Below are 14,604 nucleotides of genomic sequence, written 5' to 3'. Positions count from 1 at the left end.
TGGCTACGGCAGGATGTCCGGCGTGACGGATCGGGCGGTACTGGTGACCGGGGCCTCGCGCGGGATCGGCCGGGCGGTGGCGACGGCGTTCGCCGTCGGCGGCGATCGGGTGGCCATCCACCATCGCGACTCCGCGGACGCGGCTGAGGAGCTACGCGCCGAACTGCCCGGCACGGGGCACGTGGTGGTCCGCGCCGACCTCACCGATCCGGACGCGGTCCGGGCCATGGTCGACCGGGCCGCCGACCTGCTCGGCGGGCTGGACGTGCTGGTCAACAACGCCGGGACGTACGGCGACCGGGACGACCCGCATCCAGTCTTCGGCGCCTCCTACGAGGAGTGGCAGAAGCGCTGGCGGCTGGTGTTGGAGACCAACCTGACCGGGGCCGGCAACGTCACCTGGTGCGCCGCCCAGCACATGCGGGAGCGTGGCGGCCGGATCGTCAACGTCTCGTCCCGCGGCGCGTTCCGCGGCGAGCCGGACCAGCCGGCGTACGGCGCCAGCAAGGCAGGGCTGAACGCGTTGGGCCAGTCCCTCGCCGTGGCGCTCGCGCCGTACGGCATCACGGTCGCCACCGTCGCGCCGGGTTTCGTGGCGACCGACATGACGACCGAGCACCTGCGCGGCGAGCAGGGCGCGGCCATCCGGGCGCAGAGCCCCTTCGACCGGGTGGCCCAGCCGGAGGAGATCGCCGCCGCGGTGCACTGGCTGGCCTCCCCCCAGGCCGAGTGGGCCTCCGGCACCATCGTCGACCTCAACGGCGCCTCCTACCTGCGCAGCTGATCGCCCGGGGCCGACCGAGCCGGGCTTTGTCGTCCCGCACGACCACGCCGCCGAGAGCCGTCAGGCCGACCACGGTCAGCCCGGCGACAGCGGGCCGGCGTCGAGTCGCCAACCTGCTCCTCGCGGGCAAGGTGCTCGGGGCCGGGCATAGCCGCCGGACGAGGGCCGGGGCGGGAGCCAGGAATGACCATCGGGCGTGGGAGACGCTTGGAGGCCGGACTACCAGCGGCCGAGCCGGGTGGCGAGCACGCTGAGCGCCGCCACCCCGGCAGTGGAGGTGCGCAGCACCGCGGGCCCGAGCCGGACCGGCCGGCCGCCGGCCTCGCGGAAGGAGGTCAGCTCGGCGGGGGCGATACCGCCCTCCGGGCCGACCACCAGGACGATCTCCCCGGCGGACGGCAGGTCGGCGGTGGTCAGCCGCTCGTCGGCCTCTTCGTGCAGCACGAACGTGGCCGCGGCACCGGCGATCCGGCGGGCCACCGTGGCTGTCGACTCGTCCGGCGCCCCGGCCACCACCGGCAGCCAGGGGCGGCGGGCCTGCTTGGCCGCCTCCCGGGCGGTGGCCACCCACTTGTCCCGGGCCCGTACGCCCCGGTCGCCGCGCCACTGGGTCACCGAGCGGACCGCCGCCCAGGGCACGATCTCGTCCACCCCGACCTCGGTCATCGCCTGCACGGCCAGCTCGCCCCGGTCGCCCTTGGCGATGCCCTGCACGACCACCAGCCGGGGTACGGGCGCGTCCGCGTACCCCCGGGAGGTGACGGTGAGCTCCAGGCTGCCCCGGCCGACGGCGGTGACAACTGCGGCGGCCGTGCCGCCCTGGCCATCGGCGAGCAGCAGCTCCTCGCCGACCCGCAGCCGCTGCACGGTGGCGGCGTGGTGCCCCTCGGGACCATCGAGGGTCATCGTGTCGGCGGTGGGCAGCGACTCGACCAGGAACAGCGGGGCGGACACGATGATCAGGCTAGCCGCAGCGTCGGCGGCACGGACGGCGAGCCCGGGAGCCGGTCAGGCGTGGCCGTTGAACGCGTCGCGCATCCGGGAGAAGAAGCCGCCCTGCTTGGTCAGCTCGGCGACCTCCTCGCCCCGGGTCTTGGCGAAGTCGCGCAGCATCTTCTCCTGGTCCGGGTCGAGCTTGGTCGGCGTCCGCACGTCCAGGTGCACGTAGAGGTCGCCCCGGCCGGTGCCGCGCAGGTGCGGCACGCCCCGGGCGCGCAGTCGAAGGGTGCTGGCGGGCTGGGTGCCGGCCTTGACGTCGACGGTCTCCTCGCTGTCCAGCGTCTTGATGGTCAGCCGGGTGCCCAGCGCCGCCGCCGTCATCGGCACGGTGACCCGGCAGTGCAGGTCGTCGCCCTTGCGGGAGTACACGTCGTGCGGCCGCTCGTGGATCTCCACGTAGAGGTCACCGGCGGTGCCGCCACCGGGGCCCACCTCGCCCTGCTGGGCCAGCCGGATCCGCATGCCGTCCTCGACGCCGGCCGGGATCTTGACGGTCAGCGAGCGGCGGGTACGCACCCGGCCGTCGCCGGCGCAGGTGGGGCAGGGGTGCGGGATCGTGGTGCCGTAGCCCTGGCACACGGTGCACGGCCGGGCGGAGACCACCTGGCCGAGGAAGGTGCGCTGCACCGACTGCACCTCGCCCCGGCCGCCGCACGCCTCGCAGGTGGCCAGGTGGGTGCCGGCGGCCGTGCCGGCGCCGGAGCAGGTGGTGCAGAGCACCGCGGTGTCGACCGTGATCGGGGCCTCGACGCCGAACGCCGTCTCGTGCAGGTCCAGCTCCAGCCGCAGGATCGCGTCGGCGCCCGGCCGGGTACGCGGGCGCGGGCCGCGGGCGCCACCCGCCGCGCCGCCGAAGAACGCGTCCATGATGTCCTGGAACCCGACGAACGGACCGGCCCCGCCGGGACCGCCCGGCCCACCGGCGCCGCCGCCACCCGGGGCGAGCGGGTCGCCGCCCAGGTCGACGATCTGCCGCTTCCGGTCGTCCGAGAGCACCTCGTACGCGGCGTTGATGTCCTTGAACTTCTCCTGAGCCTCCGGGTCCGGATTGACGTCCGGGTGGAACTGGCGCGCCAGCTTGCGGTAGGCGCGCTTGATCTCGTCATCGGAGGCTTCCCGGCTCACACCGAGAATGCCGTAGTAGTCCCTGGCCACTGCGTTCCGTGTCCTCATGTTCGTCTCGCGTTGCGCCGGTCGGCGGCCGCAGCCGGCCGTCGGCCCTGACCAATCAGTTCTGGGCCAGCAACTCGCCCACGTAGCGTGCCACGGCGCGCACCGTGGCGATGTTGCCGGGGTAGTCCATCCGGGTGGGCCCCAGCACCCCCAGGCCGCCCACGATGGTGGTGCCCGGGCCGTAGCCGGTGCTGACCACCGAGGCGGCGCGCAGGTTGTCGAACTCGTTCTCGTCGCCGATCAGCACCCGGGTCGTGCTCGGCTCGGTCTCACCGATGAGCTTGAGCAGCACGACCTCCTCCTCCAGAGCCTCGAGGATCGGCCGCAGGGAGCCCTGGAAGTCGAGCAGGCCGCCCCGGGTGAGGTTCGCGGTGCCGGCGAGCGCGATCCGCTCCTCGTGCCGCTCGACCAGCGTCTCCAGCAGAACGGTGGCGAGCGTGGTCATGGTCGGACGCAGCCCGGTCGGCGCTTCCTCGACCAGCGCCTGCACCAGCGGTGGCGTCTCGGACAGCCGCGCGTTGGCGAGCTTCTCGTTGATCAGTCGGCGCAGATCGGTGACGTCGTCGGCGGGCACCGGACCGGGCAGCTCCACGAGTCGCTGCTCCACCCGCCCGGTGTCCGCGATCATGACGAGCATCAGCCGGGTGGTGGAGATCGGCACCAGCTCCAGGTGGCGTACCGAGGAGCGGGCCAGGCTCGGGTACTGCACCACGGCGACCTGCCGGGTCAGTTGGGCGAGCAGCCGTACCGTGCGGTGCACCACGTCGTCGAGGTCGACCGCGCCGACCAGGAAGCGCTCGATGGCCCGGCGCTCGGCCGGGCTGAGCGGCTTGACCCGGGACAACCGGTCGACGAAGAGGCGGTAGCCGCGGTCGGTGGGCACCCGGCCGGCACTGGTGTGCGGCTGCCGGATGTAGCCCTCCTCCTCCAGCACGGCCATGTCGTTGCGGACGGTGGCCGGGGAGACACCGAGCTGGTGCCGCTCGACCAGCGCCTTGCTGCCGACCGGCTCCTGCGTGGAGACGTAGTCCTCGACGATGGCGCGGAGCACGGCGAGCTTGCGGTCGTCGAGACCCATCCTCCGCACCTCCTGTCGCACGTCGGCCGCCGGCACGGTGGGGCCGGCGGGCCGTCCTGGCACTCGACTGTAACGAGTGCCAGTCTACGTCGGCGCGCCCGCCAGCGCGATGATCAAGGGCGTCGCTGTCCGTTCAGCCGGGCCGTCCCGGCGGTGTCGCTCTGGTGCGGCGTTGCCACCGGCCCCTACCGTGACATCCATGACTGAACCACCTCGCCCTCCCGGTGCGGGAGACCCCGGCGATCAGCAGCCGGAGCCGACCTACCCGCCGGCCGCTCCCGGCCCGGCCTCCCCGGCCGAGCCACCCACCGCACCACTGTCCGGGGCACCCGGCCCGGGCGGCTATCCCCCGGCCGGTGGCTATCCGCCGCCCACCGGTGACCAACCGCCGTCGGGCGGCTACCCTCCGCCCGGGGGCTACCCTCCGCCCGGGGGCTACCCGCCCCCCGGGGGCTATCCCCCTGGCGGCTATCCCCCTGGCGGCTATCCGACCGGCGGCGCCTACGGCGGCCCCGGCGGCGGCTACGCCAGCAACGAGGACAAGACGTGGGCGCTGGTCGCGCACTTCGGCGGCGCCGTCGGCGCGCTGATCAGCTTCGGTCCGCTGGGCTTCGTCGCCCCGCTCATCGCCTATCTGGCCCGCGGTCAGCAGTCGCCGGCCGTCCGGGCGCACGCCCTGGCCGCGCTGAACTTCCAGATCCTCTGGTCGATCATCGCGTTCGTGCTGCTCTTCGTCAGCTGGTGCCTGCTCTTCCTGCCCAGCATCGCGGTGGTGGTGATCCAGATCCTGTTCGGGATCATCGCCGGCATGAAGGCCAACGAGGGTCAGCCCTACCGCTACCCGATGTCGGCAAGTTTCATCAAGTGACCCGGGTCGGCCGCTCCCCCGGCCGGCCCGGTGCACCGGCTCAGGGCAGCAGGTCGCGCACCACGGCGTCGGCGAGCAGCCGCCCGCGCAGGGTGAGCACCGCCCGGCCGGCCGCGTACTCCGGTGCGGCCAGCAGGCCGCCGGCCAGCGCCCGCTCGGCGCCGGCCCGGCCGGTGGCGTCGAGCACCGCCAGCGGCAGGCCGGTGGCGAGCCGCAGCCGGAGCATCACGTCCTCCATGTGCGTCTCGTCGGCGGTGAGCACCTCCCGGGCCAGGCCGGGTGACGCGCCGGCGGCCAGCCGCTGCGCGTACGCAGACGGGTGCTTGACGTTCCACCAGCGCACCCCGCCGACGTGGCTGTGCGCCCCGGGGCCCAGCCCCCACCAGTCGGCGCCGGTCCAGTAGAGCAGGTTGTGCCGGCACCGGGCCTCGTCGGTGCTGGCCCAGTTGGAGACCTCGTACCAGGACAGGCCGGCCGCGTCGAGGGCAGCCTCCGCGGCCAGGTAGCGGTCCGCGGCGACGTCGTCGCTGGGGTACGGCAGCTCGCCGCGGCGCATCCGGGCGGCCAGCCGGGTGCCGTCCTCCACGATCAGGGCGTACGCGCTGACGTGGTCCACCCCGGCGGCGACCACCTGGTCGAGCGAGGCGGCGAAGTCCCCGGCCCGCTCCCCCGGGGTGCCGTAGATCAGGTCCAGGTTGACGTGCTCGAACCCGGCGTCGCGCGCCTCCAGGGCGGCGGCGGTGGCCCGGCCGGCGCTGTGCTTGCGGTCCAGGATCGCCAGCACCCCCGGGGAGGCGGACTGCATGCCGAGCGAGATCCGGGTGTACCCGGCGGCCCGCAGCAGCTTCAGCGACTCCGGGGTGACCGATTCCGGGTTGGCCTCGGTGGTGACCTCGGCGTCGGCGGCCAGCCCCCAGGTGCGGTCGATGCCGTCGAGGATGCGGGCCAGGTCGTCGGCGGGGAGCAGGGTGGGCGTGCCACCTCCGACGAAGACCGTGTCGACCCGCGGCGGTGGGCTGTCGCCGAGCACCCGGGCGGCGAGCGCCAGCTCGGCCAGCACGGTGTCGGCGTACCCCTCGCGGCTGGCGCCGCCGCCCAACTCAGCCGATGTGTAGGTGTTGAAGTCGCAGTAGCCGCAGCGGCTGGCGCAGAACGGCACGTGGACGTACACGCCGAAGCCGCGCGCGCCGACCGTGGTGGTGGCGGTGGCGGGCAGCGATCCGTCGGCGGGGACGGTCTCACCATCTGGAAGGACGCCGGGCATGGCCACTAGTGTGCCCGGCATGACCTCTCCCGACGTGCTCGTGCGGGTCTCCACGGCCCGCGGGGTGACCACCCTCACCCTGGACAGCCCGCACAACCGCAACGCGCTCTCCACCGGCCTGATGACCCAGCTGCTGGCCGGGCTGGCCGACGCGGTGGCCGACGACGCGGTCCGGGTGGTCGTGCTCGACCACACCGGCCCGGTCTTCTGCTCGGGCGCGGACCTGAAGGAGACCGCCGCGGCGTACGCCAGCGGGACGGTGCCGGCCGGGATGCTGGGCGACGTGCTCGCCGCGCTCTGGGAGTGCCCGAAGCCGGTGCTGGCCCGGGTCGCCGGTCCGGCGCGGGCCGGCGGGTTGGGCCTGATCGCCGCCGCCGACCTGGCCGTCTGCGCCGACGAGGCGACGTTCGCCTTCACCGAGGTGCGGATCGGGGTGATCCCGGCGGTGATCTCGGCGACCGTGCTGCCCCGGCTGCACCCGCGCGCCGCCGCCGAGCTGTACCTGACCGGGGACACCTTCGACGGCCGTCGGGCCGCCGAGATCGGCCTGGTCACCGCCGCTGTCCCGGCGGACGGGCTGGACGCGGCGGTACGCCGGTACTGCGACTCGCTGGTGCGCGGCGCGCCCGGCGCGCTGGCCGGCGCCAAGGAACTGCTGCGCCGGCCGGGCACCGCCGAGCTGCGCGCGGAGCTCGCCCGGCTGTCCGCTCTCTCGACCGGCTACTTCCTCTCCGACGAGGGACGCGAGGGGGTCACCGCGTTCCGGGAGAAACGACCGGCGCGCTGGGTGCCCGCTCTCGACGTCTGAGCGCTCCGGATGGCGTTGCTGGACTGATCGCCACCGCGCGGATCCCGTGCGGCGCGCCCTCGAGTGCGAGTTGTCGGGTCATGCCGATGATGCCGGCGTTCGCGGCGGCGTGCCCGACCATCGGGGGTACGTGGCCACCGATCATTCGGGCCATGGAAGCCGCGCTGATGAATGCCCGATTATTATCGAATTGGGTCGGACGGAAGGGCGGTACGGGCAGGTGAGACCGCAGTCGGAGCGGGAACGCCGGTTGGTGCGGCCGGGCCGGCCACGGTCGAAACCGGTCGGACGACCCGGATTGGCCGCCGCGGGACGTACGCTTGTCGGACTGTCGATCTGGGGGTGTGGGTGCGAACTCGGGCAACCGTGGCGGGTGGATTGGTTCTCGTCCTCATCGCCGTGATCGCAGTCTGGCTCGTCCTGCGGCAGGTCGGTGACCGGTTGCGACTGCCGCTGTCCTCGCGGACCTGCACGGTCCAGGCCGACGGCCGGGTCGCCCTGGACGCCGACCAGATGGCCAACGCGGCGACCATCGCGGCGATCGGCGCGCAACGCGGGATGCCCGAGCGGGCCGTGGTGGTCGCGCTGGCCACGGCGTACCAGGAATCCGGGCTGCGCAACCTCGCCGACGGTGACCGTGACTCGGTCGGCCTGTTCCAGCAGCGCCCGAGCCAGGGCTGGGGCACACCGAAACAGATCCGCGATCCGCGCTACGCGGCGAACCGGTTCTACGCGGCGCTGAAGAAGGTGCGCGGCTGGGAGTCGATGCGGGTCACCGACGCCGCCCAGCGGGTGCAGCGCTCGGCGTTCCCCGAGGCGTACCAGAAGTGGGCCGACGACTCCGAGGTGCTCAGCCGGGCACTGCTGGGCGACGCCACCGGCGCGGTCGCCTGCTCGGTGGGGCGCACCCCGCTGATGCGCGGCGCGACGGCGGCCGCCCAGTTGACCCGCAACCTGGTGCTGGACTGGGGGGTGTCGAGCACCGATCCGGCGGACCAGACCGGGCTGGCGGTGACCGCGGGCGACCAGCGCGACGGCTGGCGGTACGCGCACTGGCTGGTCTCCCACGCACAGGACCACGGGGTGAAGCTGGTCCGCTTCGGCGGCCTGGAGTGGACGGCCCGGGACGGCACCTGGGGGCGGGTGAGCGGTGAGCAGGGCCCCGCCGGTCAGGTGGTGGCCGAGGTGTTCGCCGAGGGGTGACCGCCGCCCTGATCTCTTAACCGGCAGTCACCGCACAATCGGACAACCACCCACAGACACCGCCATTGATCACGCGAATCTGACCATCCGTGGTGGTTCCGCTGCACGCGGTCCGGCCGGCGTCCGCTGGCGCCGCACGCCCTCCCCAATGCCGATGGATGCGCGTTACGATCGGCGGCCTGTGCCAGAAATGGTTTCACCTCATGGGGAGGGGTACGACGCGGTGTTCGATTACGGCGACCGGACCGGCTACGAACCGATCAGCGACACTGACCGCAAGGAGTTCCACGAGCAGGGCTTCCTCCTGCTGCGCAACGTCCTGACCGAGGATCACCGGGCGGCGCTGGAGGCGGCGGTCGACCGCGTCTACGCGGAGGAACAGGCCAAGGGCAACACCAAGAAGGACGGCACCCTGCACCTGCTGGGCTTCCTGGAGCGCGACGAGCTCTTCGGTGAGCTGCTCACCCACCCGATCGCCTTCCCGTACATGTGGGGACTGGCCGGCTGGAACATCTACACCCACCACAACCACCTGGACGTCACCCCGCCGGCGCTCGAGCCGGAGAAGCCGTACTGGGGCTGGCACCAGGACGGGTACCGCCAGAACTCCGACCCGGAGACGATGGACCCGAACCTGCCCCGGCCGATGTTCTCGCTCAAGGTCGCGTACGTGCTCTCCGACCTCTCCGAGACCGGTCGCGGCGCCACCAAGGTCATCCCGGGCAGCCACCTCTGGAACTCGCTGCCCCGGCCGAAGGACCTCAGCGTGCACAACCCGGACCCGGAGGGCACGGTGGAGATCACCGCGAACCCGGGTGACGCCTTCATCTTCGATCGCCGTCAGTGGCACTCCCGGTCGACGAACCTGTCGACCATCACCCGCAAGATGCTCTTCGTGGGCTACACGTACCGGTGGATCCGCCCACTGGACGAGCTGCACCCGGACCTGGCCGGCGAGTGGTACCGCAACCGCACGCCGGTGCAGCGTCAGCTGATCGGTGAGGGCACCCACACCGCGAACTACTGGGGCATCAACTGGGACGGGTACGTCGACGACGAGATCCCGCTGCGCAAGGAACTCAAGGAGCGCGGCCTGCTGGACCGCAACATCCCCTGGCTCCGCTGACGTAAGGAAGGGCCCCTTGTTGTCGCTGAATGCATAACAAGGGGCCCTTCCTAACAACTGTGGTCAGGCGCGGCTGGCGAGGCGGCGGCGGGCCTTCTCCCGGATCGGCTCCGGCAGATCCTCGGCGTCGAGCAGCCGGGGCAGCAACTCCGGCTCCAGGCTGGTCGCCCGGAACACCTCCCCGATGGTCACCCCGTGCGCGGGCCGCTCCACCACCTCGACCGGGTCGCCGGCGCCCACCTCACCCTCGCGCAGCACCCGCAGGTACGCCCCCGGGGTGGCGCGCACCGTGAAGCGCCGGATCAGGTCCGGCATCCCCCAGAAGCCGGCGAACGTGGTGCAGGGGGTGCGTGGCATGGTCACCTGGAGCAGCGCCGCGCCGACCGCCCACTGCTCGCCGATCACCGCCCCGGTCACGTCGACCGCGTAGGTGGTCAGGTTCTCGCCGAAGCCGCCGGGGCGGATGGCGCGGCCGATCTCCGTGGACCACCACGCGGCGTCCTCCTCGGCGTACGCGTAGACGGCCTTGTCCGGCCCACCATGGTGGGCCCGCTCGCCGATGAAGTCGCCCGCCAGGCCCTCGGTGAGCAGCGGGACCGGCCCGTCCACCGGTCGCTTGTCGATGCCGCTGCGACCGCTCGCGTCGCCGGCCCACTCCGCCTCGGTCACCACACCGAGGTTCACCGATGCCACCCTGCCCGTCATGACCGTCAGCCTAGTGGCGGGGCAGAGCCGGGCCAGCCCTCGGCCGGGCGCGGGTCAGCCCTTGACGGCGCCGGCGACCAGGCCGGAGACCATCCGCCGCTGCACCAGCAGGAAGAAGATGATGGCCGGCAGGGTGAACAGGGTGGAGGCGGCCATCACCGGGCCCCAGTTGGTGTCGTCCCGGCCGAAGAAGAAGGTCATCGCCACCGGCAGGGTGTAGCGATTCTGGTCGTTGATGAACGTCAACGCGAAGATCAGCTCGTTCCACGCGGTGATGAAGGAGAAGATGCTGGTGGCCACCAGGCCGGGCGCGACCAGTGGGAACAGGATCCGGCGGAAGATCTGGGCCCGGCTGGCTCCGTCGATGGCCGCCGCCTCCTCCAGTTCCTTGGGCACCGCGGCGACGAAACCGCGCAGCATCCAGACCGCGAACGGCAGCGAGAAGCCGAGGTACGTGAGGATCAGGCTGGGCAGGGTGTTGTAGAGCCCGAGCCGTTGGATCATCAGGAACAGCGGGATGACCAGGGCCTCCAGCGGAATCATCTGCACGATCAGCAGCATGATCAGGAAGCTGGTCCGCAGCCGGAACCGGAACCGGGCCACCGCGGTCGCGGCGAGCAGCGCGACCAGGCCGCTGAGCACCACCGTCGCGACCGCGACCAGCGCGCTGTTGAGGAAGAAGTCGGCGAAGCTCACGCCGGGGATCAGGTTGCCGGTCAGGATCTCCCGGTAGTGCGCCAGCGTCGGGTGGGTCGGCACCGGCTGCGGGGTGGACGAGAAGATCTCCTTGCTCGGCTTCAGCGAGGTGGAGATCATCCAGTAGACGGGGAACGCCGCGAAGAGCGCGACCAGCAGCCCAGCGCCGTTGAGGGCGATCTTCTTCACGACTCGTCCTCCTGCCTGAGCACCATCCGTACGTAGAAGCCGGTGACCACGAGCAGGATCAGCGTGAGGATCACCGCGATGGCCGCACCGAGGCCGTACTTCGGCGGCGGCGAGAACGCCTCCGCGTAGGAGTAGATGGAGAGCATGAACGTCGGCCGGTCCTGGGTGCCGCCGGCCAGCACGAACTGCTGGGTGAAGACCTTGAAGTCCCAGATGGTGGAGAGCACGATCAGGATGCCGAAGACCGGGCGCAGCAGCGGGAAGGTAATCTTCCAGAACGCCCGCCAGGGGCCGGCGCCGTCCACCCGGGCCGCCTCGTGCAGTTCGCTCGGCACGCTCTTCAGCCCGGCCAGCACGCTGACCGCGATGAACGGGAACGAGTGCCAGACCACCACCAGCGTCAGGATCGAGAAGAACAGCAGCGGCGAGTTGAACCAGCCGTAGCCGGTCCAGTCACTGTGTCCGAAGAGGCTGGTGGACAGCCGGTCCGGCAGCGCGTTGAACAGCCAGGTGACCAGCCCGCTGGTGTCGTCGAAGATCCACTTCCAGACGATGGTGCCGGTCAGCGCCGGGGTGGCCCAGGCGAGCATCACGCAGCTCGCCACGAAGGTCGCCATCTTGCGGCCGAGCCGGTTGAGCAGCAGGCCCACCAGGGTGCCGAGGATCATCGTCAACAGCACGTTGGCCACGGCGAAGAGAACCGTGTTGCGCAGCACGGTCAGGAAGAACGGATCCGAGAGGATCTGGGTGTAGTTGCCGAGCCCCACCCACGGCCACTCCCGGTCGCCGCGTAGCTGCCGGACGCTGTTCAGCCGGTAGAAGGACATCGTCACGACCTGGCCGAGTGGCCAGAGCAGCAGCACTCCGATGATCACCAGAGCGGGCAGCAGCAGCAGGTAGGGCAGGCGATCCACTCGGCGACGCCGCCGCGCGGGGTTCTCCCGCGCGGCGGACGCCTCCGGCGCTTCGGTCAGTAAGCTCACTTGCTGTTCAGAATGCCTTCCATCTCCGCGGCCGCGTCGGCGGTAGCCTTCTCGACCGTCTTCTGACCCTTCATGACCGAGCTGTTCATCGCCTGGGTCACCGTCTTGTTCCGGCTGACCTCGACCCACTTCGGGGTGAGCGGCGTGAGCTTGGTGTTCTGCATGGTGGTGGCGAACGACGCCATGACCTTGTCATTGGCGTACGTGCCACCGGCCACCAGGTCCTGGTAGACCGGGAAGAACCCGAGGCTGCTGGCGAAGGTCTGCGAGTTCTTCTTGTTCAGCAGCACGGTCAGGTAGTCCCACGCCAGGTCCTGGCGCTCGCTGTCCTTCCAGACCGCCACGTCCGAGCCGCCGGCGAAACCAGGGGCCGCCTTGCCGTCTGGGCCGGGGATCGGGAACGTACCCCAGACCTTCTCGATCTCGGGGTTGTCCTTCTTGATGGCGCCCTGCTGCCAGCTGCCGGCGAACGCCATCGCGGCCTTGCCGGTGGCGAACTGGGTGCGCGCGTCGATCTCGTTCCAGCCCGCCGCGGCCGGCGGGGCCACCTTGTGCACGGTCACCAGGTCGGTCCAGAACTTGACCGCCTTCTGTGCCTCGGGCGTGGTGTAGCCGGACTTCCAGGTGCCGCCCTCGTTGGTGGCGATCTCGCCGCCGGCGCCCCAGAGGAAGGAGTAGAAGGGCAGCTCGGAGTTGCCCGGCAGCGCGATGCCGTACGTGCCCGGCTTCTTGGCCTGCACGGTCTTGGCCACGCTGACCAGCTCTTCCCAGGTCGTCGGCGGCTTGACGCCCGCCTCGGCGAACCAGTCGGTGCGGTAGTAGATGGCGCGCACGCCCGCGTACCAGGGCACGCCGTACTGCTTGCCGTCGAGCTGCGCGTTCTTCACCAGGTCGGGCAGGATGTCCTTGCTGTCGGCCCAGCCACCCATCCGGCCGCTCACGTCAGCGAGCGCCTCCTGCGCGGCCCAGCCCTGGGTCTCGGTGTTGCCCAGCTCGGTGATGTCCGGTCCCTCACCGCCGGCGAGCGCGGCCTGGAACTTCTTGGGCGCCTCGAGCCACGGGATGTACTGCACCACCACGTCCGTGTCGGGGTGCTTCTGCTTGAACTCGGTCTCGACGCCGTCGAGGAACTTGTTCTGGGCGTCGCCGCCCTCACCCATCATCCAGACCGTGAGCTTGCTGTCGTCGGCCGCCTTCTCGTCGGACCCGCCGCAGCCGGTCAGCACCATCGCGGCCGAGGCCACTACGGCGGTGACCGGGGCCAGCCGCTTCCACCTGTTCACGCCACTTCTCCCCTCGCGCCGCCTGGAACTAACCTTCTCCGCCGCACCCTAGTACGAAGAATTCCTTTACGACAGTGGGCGTGCCGGCTGAAGCGTGGCGACCGTACCGCAGGGGGCCGCCGAAAGGCGCTGTGGCATCGGGCCGAAGTCGGGCACTCCCGCACGAAAGAGCGCCCGACCGAGGGCCGGGCGCTCTTTCCAGTGGTGCGACGATGCCGGGTTGTTATCGGGTGACGCTGCGGCGGCGACCCACGCCGGCCACCAGCGCGACCGCGATGGCCGCCAGGACGACCTGCACCAGCAGCTCACCCCAGTCGATGCCGCTGGTCTCGGTCGCGATGCCGATCGCCCGCGCCAGCACGGTGCCCAGCAGGGCCGCGCCGACACCGATCAGCAGGTGCAGCCAGATCGGCATGTTCTGTCGGCCCGGGACGACCAGGCGGCCCAGTGCCCCGACGATGAGACCGACAACGATCGCAGTGATGATGCCCCACACGGTGAGTTCCACGGTCGCCCTCCTTCGAAAGAATGCCTGACACACGGTGTGTGTTTCCTGTCGTGACCGCTAAGTTCCCGACCCACCCGAAATCCAAACCGACTTTGCCCATCAGACGATCACCAGCAGGCACGTTCCACGCGACGCGCTTCTCCGCGTGCCCTCGCAACATCGCCGATCTTGCGTTGTCGAGGGGCGCGACGCTCTTCCGGGTGGACGCGAAGGGCGCCCGACCTTGTCGGTCGGGCGCCCTTCGGACGTGTCGCGGTGTGCTGTGATGCTGGGTGTTATCGGGTGACGCTGCGGCGGCGACCCACGCCCGCCACCAGCGCGACCGCGATCGCGGCCACGACGACCTGCACCAGCAGCTCGCCCCAGTCGATCCCGTTGGTCTCGGTCGCGATGCCGATCGCCCGCGCCAGCACGGTGCCCAGCAGCGCCGCGCCGACACCGATCAGCATGTGCAGCCACATCGGCATGTTCTGCCGGCCCGGGACGACCAGGCGGCCCAGTGCGCCGACGATGAGACCAACAACAAGCGCAGTGATGATGCCCCACAGGGTGAGCTCCACGGTCGCCCTCCTTCAAAGAATGTCTGACACACGATGTGTGCTTCCTGTCGTGGCCGCTGAGTTCCCGACCCACCGAAAATCCAAACCGACTCACGTACAAGGCCAACGGTGGACGTCAATGCACAACGGCTGCGTCGATTGGTGCTGGGCGCGTCCACACAGGTCGCAGGCCCTGTCGTCCGGTTACCCGCCACCGGTGCGACCTGAAAAATTTCTTCGCCCGCCGCTGCACACCAGCGCTCCGGGCGGGTCGGCACATCGCCCGGCCGGCCGCGGGTGCACGGCGAGCGCCGGTCGCACGGCCGGGAACACGACGCCAGCCGGGACCGTCCGCAGCCCCCGGGGCCACGGCGAGCATCGCCGCCACCAGGGACGGC

Annotated in this window: 15 protein-coding genes; 5 read left to right on the top strand and 10 right to left on the bottom strand. The window is 71.4% G+C overall.

Annotation, left to right across the window (positions count from 1 at the left end; translation table 11 throughout):
* Positions 1 to 22: 22 nt before the first annotated feature.
* Entirely contained in the window at positions 23 to 784 is a 762-nt protein-coding gene (locus KBX63_RS17700) for an SDR family NAD(P)-dependent oxidoreductase (RefSeq protein ID WP_374102236.1), read from the top strand.
* 219 nt (positions 785 to 1,003) lie between these two features.
* On the opposite strand, the gene KBX63_RS17695 is transcribed toward KBX63_RS17700, so the two are convergent.
* The 3 genes from KBX63_RS17695 to hrcA all read right to left on the bottom strand — a co-directional run bounded on the left by KBX63_RS17695 (position 1,004) and on the right by hrcA (position 4,034).
* The gene (locus tag KBX63_RS17695; RefSeq protein WP_210912334.1) at positions 1,004 to 1,738 is read right to left on the bottom strand and encodes a 16S rRNA (uracil(1498)-N(3))-methyltransferase; all 735 of its coding nucleotides are present in this window, start codon (positions 1,736 to 1,738) and stop codon (positions 1,004 to 1,006) included.
* A gap of 54 nt (positions 1,739 to 1,792) precedes the next feature.
* Entirely contained in the window at positions 1,793 to 2,938 is a 1,146-nt protein-coding gene (dnaJ, locus tag KBX63_RS17690) for a molecular chaperone DnaJ (RefSeq protein ID WP_172899204.1), read from the bottom strand.
* Positions 2,939 to 3,011: 73 nt separating this feature from the next.
* A complete protein-coding gene (gene hrcA, locus KBX63_RS17685) occupies positions 3,012 to 4,034 on the bottom strand; it encodes a heat-inducible transcriptional repressor HrcA (RefSeq protein ID WP_091409786.1) in 1,023 nt (340 codons plus the stop codon).
* Positions 4,035 to 4,233: 199 nt separating this feature from the next.
* Here hrcA and KBX63_RS17680 point away from each other — a divergent pair, with 199 nt between their 5' ends.
* A complete protein-coding gene (locus KBX63_RS17680; RefSeq protein WP_210912333.1) occupies positions 4,234 to 4,902 on the top strand; it encodes a DUF4870 domain-containing protein in 669 nt (222 codons plus the stop codon).
* A gap of 40 nt (positions 4,903 to 4,942) precedes the next feature.
* Here the strand turns inward: KBX63_RS17680 and hemW are convergent, their stop codons facing one another.
* Positions 4,943 to 6,166, bottom strand: coding sequence for a radical SAM family heme chaperone HemW (hemW, locus tag KBX63_RS17675; RefSeq protein WP_210912430.1), 1,224 nt, complete (start codon positions 6,164 to 6,166; stop codon positions 4,943 to 4,945).
* A gap of 19 nt (positions 6,167 to 6,185) precedes the next feature.
* Between hemW and KBX63_RS17670 the strand changes: the two genes are divergently transcribed.
* The 3 genes from KBX63_RS17670 to KBX63_RS17660 all read left to right on the top strand — a co-directional run bounded on the left by KBX63_RS17670 (position 6,186) and on the right by KBX63_RS17660 (position 9,303).
* On the top strand, positions 6,186 to 6,974 hold the full coding sequence (locus KBX63_RS17670) for an enoyl-CoA hydratase-related protein (RefSeq protein WP_210912332.1): 789 nt from the start codon (positions 6,186 to 6,188) through the stop codon (positions 6,972 to 6,974).
* A 348-nt stretch (positions 6,975 to 7,322) separates the two neighbouring features.
* Positions 7,323 to 8,177: a hypothetical protein gene (locus tag KBX63_RS17665; protein ID WP_374102235.1), complete on the top strand. Its 855-nt coding sequence runs from the start codon at positions 7,323 to 7,325 to the stop codon at positions 8,175 to 8,177.
* A gap of 223 nt (positions 8,178 to 8,400) precedes the next feature.
* Entirely contained in the window at positions 8,401 to 9,303 is a 903-nt protein-coding gene (locus tag KBX63_RS17660) for a phytanoyl-CoA dioxygenase family protein (protein WP_307871746.1), read from the top strand.
* A gap of 63 nt (positions 9,304 to 9,366) precedes the next feature.
* Here KBX63_RS17660 and KBX63_RS17655 read toward each other — a convergent pair whose 3' ends face one another.
* The 6 genes from KBX63_RS17655 to KBX63_RS17630 all read right to left on the bottom strand — a co-directional run bounded on the left by KBX63_RS17655 (position 9,367) and on the right by KBX63_RS17630 (position 14,227).
* The gene (locus tag KBX63_RS17655; RefSeq protein WP_247662572.1) at positions 9,367 to 10,008 is read right to left on the bottom strand and encodes an MOSC domain-containing protein; all 642 of its coding nucleotides are present in this window, start codon (positions 10,006 to 10,008) and stop codon (positions 9,367 to 9,369) included.
* A gap of 54 nt (positions 10,009 to 10,062) precedes the next feature.
* The gene (locus KBX63_RS17650) at positions 10,063 to 10,893 is read right to left on the bottom strand and encodes a carbohydrate ABC transporter permease (RefSeq protein WP_210912329.1); all 831 of its coding nucleotides are present in this window, start codon (positions 10,891 to 10,893) and stop codon (positions 10,063 to 10,065) included.
* Positions 10,890 to 11,876 carry a carbohydrate ABC transporter permease gene (locus KBX63_RS17645; RefSeq protein WP_210912328.1) on the bottom strand — a complete coding sequence of 329 codons (987 nt, stop codon included), beginning with the start codon at positions 11,874 to 11,876 and terminating at the stop codon, positions 10,890 to 10,892. Before KBX63_RS17645 ends, KBX63_RS17650 begins: the two co-directional genes overlap by 4 nt.
* Positions 11,873 to 13,159: a sugar ABC transporter substrate-binding protein gene (locus KBX63_RS17640; RefSeq protein WP_210912327.1), complete on the bottom strand. Its 1,287-nt coding sequence runs from the start codon at positions 13,157 to 13,159 to the stop codon at positions 11,873 to 11,875. The genes KBX63_RS17645 and KBX63_RS17640 overlap by 4 nt, the downstream gene beginning before the upstream one ends.
* 223 nt (positions 13,160 to 13,382) lie before the next feature.
* Complete coding sequence (locus KBX63_RS17635) at positions 13,383 to 13,667, bottom strand: GlsB/YeaQ/YmgE family stress response membrane protein (protein WP_210912326.1); 285 nt, start codon at positions 13,665 to 13,667, stop codon at positions 13,383 to 13,385.
* A 275-nt stretch (positions 13,668 to 13,942) separates the two neighbouring features.
* On the bottom strand, positions 13,943 to 14,227 hold the full coding sequence (locus KBX63_RS17630) for a GlsB/YeaQ/YmgE family stress response membrane protein (RefSeq protein ID WP_210912325.1): 285 nt from the start codon (positions 14,225 to 14,227) through the stop codon (positions 13,943 to 13,945).
* Positions 14,228 to 14,604 lie beyond the last annotated feature (377 nt).

The sequence above is a fragment of the Micromonospora sp. U21 genome (assembly GCF_018070045.1).
In the GTDB taxonomy this organism is placed as follows: Bacteria; Actinomycetota; Actinomycetes; order Mycobacteriales; family Micromonosporaceae; genus Micromonospora.
The sequence above is the reverse complement of the archived record's forward strand: the minus strand, read 5'-3'. Positions and strand labels throughout refer to the sequence as shown.

Excerpts from the sequence above, each read along its gene's own strand:
- KBX63_RS17670 (WP_210912332.1), top strand. The coding sequence starts at position 6,186 with ATGACCTCTCCCGACGTGCTCGTGCGGGTCTCCACGGCCCGCGGGGTG.
- KBX63_RS17655 (WP_247662572.1), bottom strand. The coding sequence starts at position 10,008 with ATGACGGGCAGGGTGGCATCGGTGAACCTCGGTGTGGTGACCGAGGCG.
- hrcA (WP_091409786.1), bottom strand. The coding sequence starts at position 4,034 with ATGGGTCTCGACGACCGCAAGCTCGCCGTGCTCCGCGCCATCGTCGAG.
- KBX63_RS17680 (WP_210912333.1), top strand. The coding sequence starts at position 4,234 with ATGACTGAACCACCTCGCCCTCCCGGTGCGGGAGACCCCGGCGATCAG.
- hemW (WP_210912430.1), bottom strand. The coding sequence starts at position 6,166 with ATGCCCGGCGTCCTTCCAGATGGTGAGACCGTCCCCGCCGACGGATCG.